This window comes from Pseudanabaena sp. SR411 (genome assembly GCF_002251945.1).
Taxonomy (GTDB): Bacteria; Cyanobacteriota; Cyanobacteriia; order Pseudanabaenales; family Pseudanabaenaceae; genus Pseudanabaena.
In genome coordinates, this window is sequence record NZ_NDHW01000135.1 from 1 (window position 1) to 6,820 (window position 6,820).

General features: G+C 40.2%; 10 protein-coding genes and 1 pseudogene. 9 read left to right on the forward strand and 2 right to left on the reverse strand.

The genetic code is table 11. From position 1 onward, the window contains the following. From B9G53_RS14375 to B9G53_RS14410, 7 genes and pseudogenes are all read left to right on the forward strand, one after another. Positions 1 to 281 (forward strand): annotated as a pseudogene (locus tag B9G53_RS14375) (hypothetical protein); the annotation flags it as partial. Between the two features lie 221 nt (positions 282 to 502). Beyond that, on the forward strand, positions 503 to 745 hold the full coding sequence (locus tag B9G53_RS14380) for a DUF433 domain-containing protein (protein ID WP_094533463.1): 243 nt from the start codon (positions 503 to 505) through the stop codon (positions 743 to 745). Beyond that, on the forward strand, positions 742 to 894 hold the full coding sequence (locus tag B9G53_RS28070; RefSeq protein ID WP_217901586.1) for a DUF5615 family PIN-like protein: 153 nt from the start codon (positions 742 to 744) through the stop codon (positions 892 to 894). The genes B9G53_RS14380 and B9G53_RS28070 overlap by 4 nt, the downstream gene beginning before the upstream one ends. 392 nt (positions 895 to 1,286) lie before the next feature. Continuing rightward, positions 1,287 to 1,613: a DUF433 domain-containing protein gene (locus tag B9G53_RS14395; protein ID WP_094533465.1), complete on the forward strand. Its 327-nt coding sequence runs from the start codon at positions 1,287 to 1,289 to the stop codon at positions 1,611 to 1,613. A 3-nt stretch (positions 1,614 to 1,616) separates the two neighbouring features. Next, complete coding sequence (locus B9G53_RS28520; RefSeq protein WP_254923661.1) at positions 1,617 to 1,829, forward strand: DUF5615 family PIN-like protein; 213 nt, start codon at positions 1,617 to 1,619, stop codon at positions 1,827 to 1,829. A gap of 307 nt (positions 1,830 to 2,136) precedes the next feature. After that, complete coding sequence (locus B9G53_RS28525; RefSeq protein WP_254923662.1) at positions 2,137 to 2,403, forward strand: hypothetical protein; 267 nt, start codon at positions 2,137 to 2,139, stop codon at positions 2,401 to 2,403. Then, positions 2,400 to 2,789, forward strand: coding sequence for a type II toxin-antitoxin system VapC family toxin (locus B9G53_RS14410; protein ID WP_094533467.1), 390 nt, complete (start codon positions 2,400 to 2,402; stop codon positions 2,787 to 2,789). The genes B9G53_RS28525 and B9G53_RS14410 overlap by 4 nt, the downstream gene beginning before the upstream one ends. A gap of 113 nt (positions 2,790 to 2,902) precedes the next feature. On the opposite strand, the gene B9G53_RS14415 is transcribed toward B9G53_RS14410, so the two are convergent. Beyond that, positions 2,903 to 3,790, reverse strand: coding sequence for a ferritin-like domain-containing protein (locus B9G53_RS14415; protein WP_094533469.1), 888 nt, complete (start codon positions 3,788 to 3,790; stop codon positions 2,903 to 2,905). 57 nt (positions 3,791 to 3,847) lie between these two features. On the opposite strand from B9G53_RS14415, the gene bioF reads away from it, so the two are divergent. Both bioF and B9G53_RS14425 read left to right on the forward strand, forming a co-directional pair. Next, positions 3,848 to 5,014, forward strand: a complete 1,167-nt coding sequence (gene bioF / locus B9G53_RS14420) for an 8-amino-7-oxononanoate synthase (RefSeq protein WP_094533471.1) — start codon at positions 3,848 to 3,850, stop codon at positions 5,012 to 5,014. Beyond that, positions 4,996 to 6,150, forward strand: a complete 1,155-nt coding sequence (locus tag B9G53_RS14425) for a GGDEF domain-containing protein (protein ID WP_094533473.1) — start codon at positions 4,996 to 4,998, stop codon at positions 6,148 to 6,150. Before bioF ends, B9G53_RS14425 begins: the two co-directional genes overlap by 19 nt. Positions 6,151 to 6,637: 487 nt before the next feature. On the opposite strand, the gene B9G53_RS28075 is transcribed toward B9G53_RS14425, so the two are convergent. Beyond that, positions 6,638 to 6,820, reverse strand: a 183-nt coding sequence (locus B9G53_RS28075) for a hypothetical protein (protein ID WP_217901587.1), incomplete at its 5' end; no start/stop codon positions are given.

The window sequence follows — 6,820 nt, forward strand, 5'->3', positions numbered from 1 at the left end:
CTGTTAGTTTTTGCGCTGCATCTTTAACTGTGGCTTTGATTTCATCGCTGAAAATCACTCTCTTAGTCCTATATAAATTGAAAACAAGAATTTTATATCCCTATTTCTATAATCTTTGGTATCTTATTTCTTCGCAAGCCCCTTACTACGGCGATCGCTATTTTATAAATGTTAAGGAAAATAGCGATCTGGTTATTCATAATGGCAAGGTGGCGGATAGTCAGGTTGGCGTAATTTTTGAGACGAAGAAGCCACCGAAGACGAAGGCACTGGACAGCTAATTAGTGATAGAGCGATGAAGCCGTTGATTGGCAAGGCTTTACAAGTAAATTGCGACTAAAGCCTGAAATCGTTGCCAGATAGAGGTTACAGCTTGATATCACTAATTAGTGAGCCAGCGCCATCGCCGTGATTTTATTCGTTTACACGCACAAAAAGGAAAAAGGAAAAAGATAAGGTGCAGATTTCGTGAAAATGTTTAGCATATATAAGGAAATAGATTATGAAAAAAAGCATTCTAACTGATGTAATTACCATCGACAACGAAATCCAACATGGTAAACCTGTACTAAAAGGAACTCGTCTTCCGATCGCCGTGATTATTGGCTCCCTCGCGGGTGGCATGACCTATGACGAAGTAATCCAAGAATACGCAGTTACACGCGAACAGATTCTTGCCTCCCTTGCCTACTTCTCCGAGCTTCTAAACTATGAAACAGTCTATTCAATGGAGAAAGTAAGTTGAAATTTCGTTTTCTAATTGACGAAGACTGTCCATTAAGTTTAGAAACTTTGCTCAAAGACAAAGGGCATGATGCCATTCATGTCAAAACATCTGGACTTAGCGGCACAAAAGATCCTGAGATATTTATATTTGCTCAAAAAGAACAGTGAATAATCGTCAGCCGTGATCTAGGATGGTCAAACATCAAAAACTATCCAACCAATACGCATTGCGGCTTAATTATTTTAAGATTTCCCTTTGAAGCGATCGCTATAGAAATTCGACAAGCATTAGAGAAATTTATCGATCAAGTTAACTTACCAGAAATAATTGGCGCAACTGTAATTGTCGATCAAAATAAATTCAGAATCAGAAATAGGTAAACAGTAAGCCCAATGCCGATACGAGCGAATTAGAAAAGGCGATCGACGCTCTAGTTTATCAACTTTATGGGTTGACCGAAAAAGAGATTAAAATAGTAGAAGGAGAGAGGTGACAAGGAAAAAGTAAAAAGGCAAAAGGAAAAATCAGGCAGATTTATAAATATCCAATTCAAAAAACTATGACACTTAAAGAATTAGAACCTCAACTACTCGCACTCTCACCCACAGAAAAATCTCAAGCAATTCAACTAATCCTTAATAGCCTATTAAATAGCTGGCATGGCATTGAGAAAACCTTAAACGTATGTGGCGGTGATGCTTGTATCCGTAACACCAGAATCCCCGTTTGGCTATTAGTCAGCTACCAAAAACAAGGACTTAGCGATGCAAAAATATTAGAAGCATATCCAACCCTAAACGCAGTCGATCTAGCAAATGCTTGGATATACGCCGAAAGCCATCCCCAAGAAATTGCCAATGCTATCCTTGAAAACGAGGCAGATTAAGCAATGGTCAAACTCTATGCAGATGAGCAATTTCCATTGCCCGTTGTCAAAATTTTGCGTACATTAGGATACGACATTTTGACCGTACAAGATGCAGGAAAAGCAGAACAAAAAATCCCCGATCCTGAAGTCCTGCACTATGCCATTAGCCTCAATCGAGTCGTCTTAACCATGAATCGCCGTGATTTTATTCGTTTACACGCACAAACACCTTAACATAAAGGCATCGTGATTTGTAGAAGTAGCACCAACTGGGAAAAAATCGCCCAAGCTATACATAATCATCTCTCTCAACTTGAGACTATAGAAAAACAACTCATTAGAGTCAAATTACCATCGTTGTAAAAATTCTCACTGCTAAAGAAGGCGATCGCCATGCTGATACGAGTGAATTAGAAAAGGCGATCGCTTAGTTTACAAACTCTATCAACTCACCTATGAAGAAGTAAAAATCATAGATCCAGAATTTGAACTAACAGAACAAGAATACACAGCAATTAAAACAGAATAGGAGGTACACAACATGACACTTGCTGAACTACTACCCGCCGCACGAAAACTTTCTGTAACAGAAAAACTGAAACTAATTCGGATTCTTGCAGAAGACCTAGATACATCTGAGAACATCCAGCTATCAGAAACCTCAAAAGCACAAAAATCATCCAAAGCAGTTACAACAAAGAATAAAAAACAACGCCCATTTGGTTTATGTGCTGGAGAATTTGTTGTTCCTGAAGACTTTGATGCACCGCTACCAGAAGAAATCTTGAATGCTTTTGAAGGAAAATGAAAATTTTATTGGATACACATATTTTTCTGTGGTTTATTAGTCGAGATCAACGATTACCAACAGATGTTCAAAAAATCATTCAAGATCTAGACAACGAAATTTATCTAAGCGTTGTGTCAACTTGGGAAGCCATTGTTAAATATCAATTAGGCAAATTACCATTACCAGAATCCCCTGAAATATATTTTCCTAAACACTGTGATCGCCATCAAATTCTGAATCTTGACCTAGATCAAGCCAGTGTAACTCAACTAGCCAAACTCCCATCTTTGCATCGTGATCCCTTTGACAGAATGCTTATTTGTCAAGCCATACAAAATGACATGGCGATCGCTACAGTAGATGAAGCAGTTCGAGCTTATCCAGTCAATTTGCTTAACCCATGACAAACTGCTAAAAAAGGCGATTGCCATGCTGATACGAGTGAATTAGAAAAGGCGATCGATACTCGTCAAAATGTTTGCCTGCAACAAGGGGCTTAAGCCCCTTGTTGATATTATCAATGGTTTACAGCCTTATTAGCAGTCTCTTTAAGATTGCCATTAAAGAACATGGGGATGAATTTCTCCACAAAAGAGGAAGGATCTTTTTCCCATGCTTTCTTGAAGATATCGATTCGGGTCTTTTGCAACTCAGTCGAGAACAAAGTCTCAGGAAGTTGATTGAGCAAGTATTGAGGACGTTCCCATAGAGGAAGAGTTTCAGAAATTTTCAACAAATTCTCAAGGCGGCGCACTTCTGCACCAGCGAGAACATCCATTCCTGACTCAAAGGCAGCTTGCTCGATCGCTACATATTTGCGCTTAGCCGTCTCAACCTTTGTACGATGAGATTCACTCTTTTTAGCAATCTCCGCAAGCTTACGATTACCCCAACGTACATGAGCCGCTTCTTCAGGAAGAATCTTCTCAATGGTTTCGCGGATTTTGATGTTTTCGTCAGTCTGTTCCGCTTTCTTGAGAGAGCGAATATGAGCCGCGAAATATTCACAACCACGCTTTTCTGCAACATTAATTCCCGCCAAAGCATCGATGACAATATCTTCAGGATTTGCCGAAGCTTCGTACTTACTCAAGCGAGTAAACTCATCAATATACAAATTCCCATCGGGTGTACCCAGATCTTCGCCAAGATCATAGAGTAAATCGGTCAACCACATCGCATGACGCGCTTCGTCAGAAACATGATGGGAAAGGTCTTGAATCAAATCGCGGGGCTTGCCATTCAGGAGTTCAATCAGTCCAGTTAAATCTTTGCAGCTACGTTGTTCACTGAAGCGATAGCGATTTAATGTGGTCATGTGAACTTCACGCTGACGTACAACATTGTCGAGAATGTCCTCAGCGCTCAGTTGACCACGAAATTTATGGGGATATGCAACAGTCATTTTATAAACCTAGATAATAAGTACCTAATCAATTTTAATCTTAATTTGTAAAGAAGTGTGAAGACTGAACCCATATCTACGCCCTACGACTGGCTCGATCGCTCCTTGGACTCTATCCACAAGGCTAACTGGTATCGCTCTACCCAAACCATTACTAGCAAAGCAGGGACGATCGCCACGATCGATGGGCGAGAAATGTTGATGTTTGCCAGTAATAATTATTTGGGACTAGCAGGTGATCGCCGTTTGATTGAGGCAGCGATTAGGGCTACAGAAATGTATGGCACTGGCTCAACGGGATCGCGCTTAGTCACAGGACATTTGGCTTTACATGAAGAGTTAGAAACGGCGATCGCCGATCTTAAAAATACCGAGGCGGCTTTAGTGTTTAGCTCTGGTTATTTAGCAAATTTGGGGACAATCGCGGCGATCGTGGGAGCGCGAGACTTGATTTTAGGTGATGAATATAATCACTCTTGCTTAAAGAAAGGCGGCTTGCTCAGTGGTGCAACGGCGATCGATTATCAGCATTTGGACTTAGCGGATCTCACCAATAAATTGCAAGAACATCGAGCGAAATATCGGCGTTGTCTAATTACGACTGACAGCGTGTTTAGTATGGATGGCGATCTTGCACCATTACGGGAAATCATGGATTTAGCGTACCAATACGATTGCATGGTGTTAGTCGATGAGGCGCATGGCACAGGCGTATTTGGCGATCGCGGTGGCGGCTTAACGCAGGCTATGGGAATTCAGGAAAACTTAATCCAAGTAGGAACACTGAGCAAGGCTTTGGGGAGTTTGGGCGGCTATGTGGCAGGTTCGGCAAAACTGATCGACTATTTACGCAATCGCGCCGCCACTTGGATTTATACTACGGCGCTATCACCTGCGGATACGGGTGCAGCGATCGCCGCCATTGCGATCGTCAAAACCGAAGCTATTCTCCGTCAGCAGCTTTGGCAAAATGTGGCGCTATTCAAGCAGGGTTTAGAAAACTTAGGTATTCAGGCGATCGCTGTAGATTCACCGATTATTGCGATCGAAGTTGGCGATATTCCCCAAACGTTACAAATAGCAACCCACTTACGCGAAAATGGGATATTTGCACCTGCCATCCGTCCGCCTACCGTTCCCACTCCGCGTATCCGCTTAACTCTGATGGCAAGCCATACCCAAGTACAAATCCAGTTTTTGATGCAATGTTTACAATCTTGGTGAATCTTGACATTCAGACAATGATCTTAATGACTAGTATTGATGCAATTTTACAGTTGTTAATACTAATTTTTTTATGTTTATTGGTAAATCAATATCGCGGAATCAAAACCTATACAATCGGTAGGATTTTTACAATAACTGGCTATTTCATCAGTTTGATTAAAAGTCCTTATCTATCTATCACATTGATTTTGGCGGGTGTTTTCCTTTTGGTAGGTGCTTCCTTTGGATGTATTGGTATCGCTCAATTTACAGGCAAAAGAATTAAGATCTATTATCTATTAATCATTAATCTTTTATTCCTTAGTGTTCAGTCATATTTTTTGATTTTTCAAGATGTTTTTGTATTTAAAACCATCTCTCAAACAATCTTTCAAATGGTTGTTTTCTCAATATCCACTTACTGTTTACTAACGACTTCCTATAAAAGCTTTGTTGGAGCCTCTAGATTCATGGCGATCGTCATGATTGGGTTATTAATGTCATTAGTAGCCAGAATTATACTTTTGCTTAGAAATCCACCTGACCAGTTATTTAGCTCTAACGAGCTAAATGCTTCCACCTTGATCATCGTATTTGTATTTTCTTTTTTATTAACGGCTGGATTTATCATGATGGTTTGTCAGAGGCTCTACTATGATCTGAAGGCTGCCGCTAATACTGATGTGTTAACTCGGTTACTTAATCGACGGGCAATGATGCATCAGCTTGAGATTGCAATGAATCAGTTTTATCGTAGCGATCGCGCCTTTGCGATTATTTTAATTGATGTCGATTTCTTTAAGCGGGTTAATGATGTCTATGGACATGATGGCGGTGATATGGTGCTGGTTCATCTTGCTCAAATTCTGCAAACCAAAATGCGCCAAATAGATTCAGCGAGTCGTTGGGGAGGTGAAGAGTTTTTGATTTTATTGCCTGATACAGCCCTCGAGCAAGCGAAAGAGATTGCCGAGCGATTACGCTCTTATGTGGAGACAAATCCCACACCTTCAAATATTCAAATCACAATTAGTTTAGGAATTGCCGTCATCCGCCAACATGGCAATTCGCTGGAAAGCTTAATTACGGCGGCTGACCATGCTCTCTATGCAGCCAAGAGAAATGGGCGTAACCAAGTAGCGATCGCCAACTAGTGTTCCCGTTTATCTCCTGACGATTGGGCAGAATTCGGAGCTAGATTTGTTTCTGTGATTTGTTGATTTCTGAAATACTCGAAGAGGTTCATTAAAGTCTCTATATTGACATCTTGAAAAATGCAAATCCTGTGGAGAATGGTATCTTTTAATTAGGACTTACGCAAACGCTTTGAGGACTTCTCTAAAAGCAGACGTAGCAAACCAGAATACTAATTCTGTTGAAAAAGTATCCCCTACCATTAGTTGTCAGTGATAGTAATCACTTCAGCCTATACTTTTGCTCAATATCCCTAACTCGCTGTGATTCTTTTTGAAAGGACATTTGAGGCTAACTAAGGCTTGTTCTCATCTGTTGGTTGACAGTTACTTAGAAAGGTTGATCGGTAAAGACTTTGACTTACTTTATTTTATCAATTTGCGTAAGTCCTAAAAATAACTTTGCAAACAAAAAAATTGGTTGTTTGGAAACATATACCATTGTTACCTATAAAGGATTTGAGGGATATTTGACTAAGATAGTTGATGGAAATGTTATTGAAGGTTTTGTGAGTTCTAAATTTCTAGTTTGTTCAGATTCTACTCCCTTCCCGCTGTAAGGCATGGTAAAATATGAAATAAAAAGACAGTAAAAAAATGAACCAAAACGAAGCGCTTCTGAACAAGCCGT

Excerpts from the sequence above, each read along its gene's own strand:
- B9G53_RS14380 (WP_094533463.1), top strand. The coding sequence starts at position 503 with ATGAAAAAAAGCATTCTAACTGATGTAATTACCATCGACAACGAAATC.
- B9G53_RS14395 (WP_094533465.1), top strand. The coding sequence starts at position 1,287 with ATGACACTTAAAGAATTAGAACCTCAACTACTCGCACTCTCACCCACA.
- B9G53_RS28520 (WP_254923661.1), top strand. The coding sequence starts at position 1,617 with ATGGTCAAACTCTATGCAGATGAGCAATTTCCATTGCCCGTTGTCAAA.
- B9G53_RS28525 (WP_254923662.1), top strand. The coding sequence starts at position 2,137 with ATGACACTTGCTGAACTACTACCCGCCGCACGAAAACTTTCTGTAACA.
- B9G53_RS14410 (WP_094533467.1), top strand. The coding sequence starts at position 2,400 with ATGAAAATTTTATTGGATACACATATTTTTCTGTGGTTTATTAGTCGA.
- B9G53_RS14415 (WP_094533469.1), bottom strand. The coding sequence starts at position 3,790 with ATGACTGTTGCATATCCCCATAAATTTCGTGGTCAACTGAGCGCTGAG.
- B9G53_RS14425 (WP_094533473.1), top strand. The coding sequence starts at position 4,996 with ATGTTTACAATCTTGGTGAATCTTGACATTCAGACAATGATCTTAATG.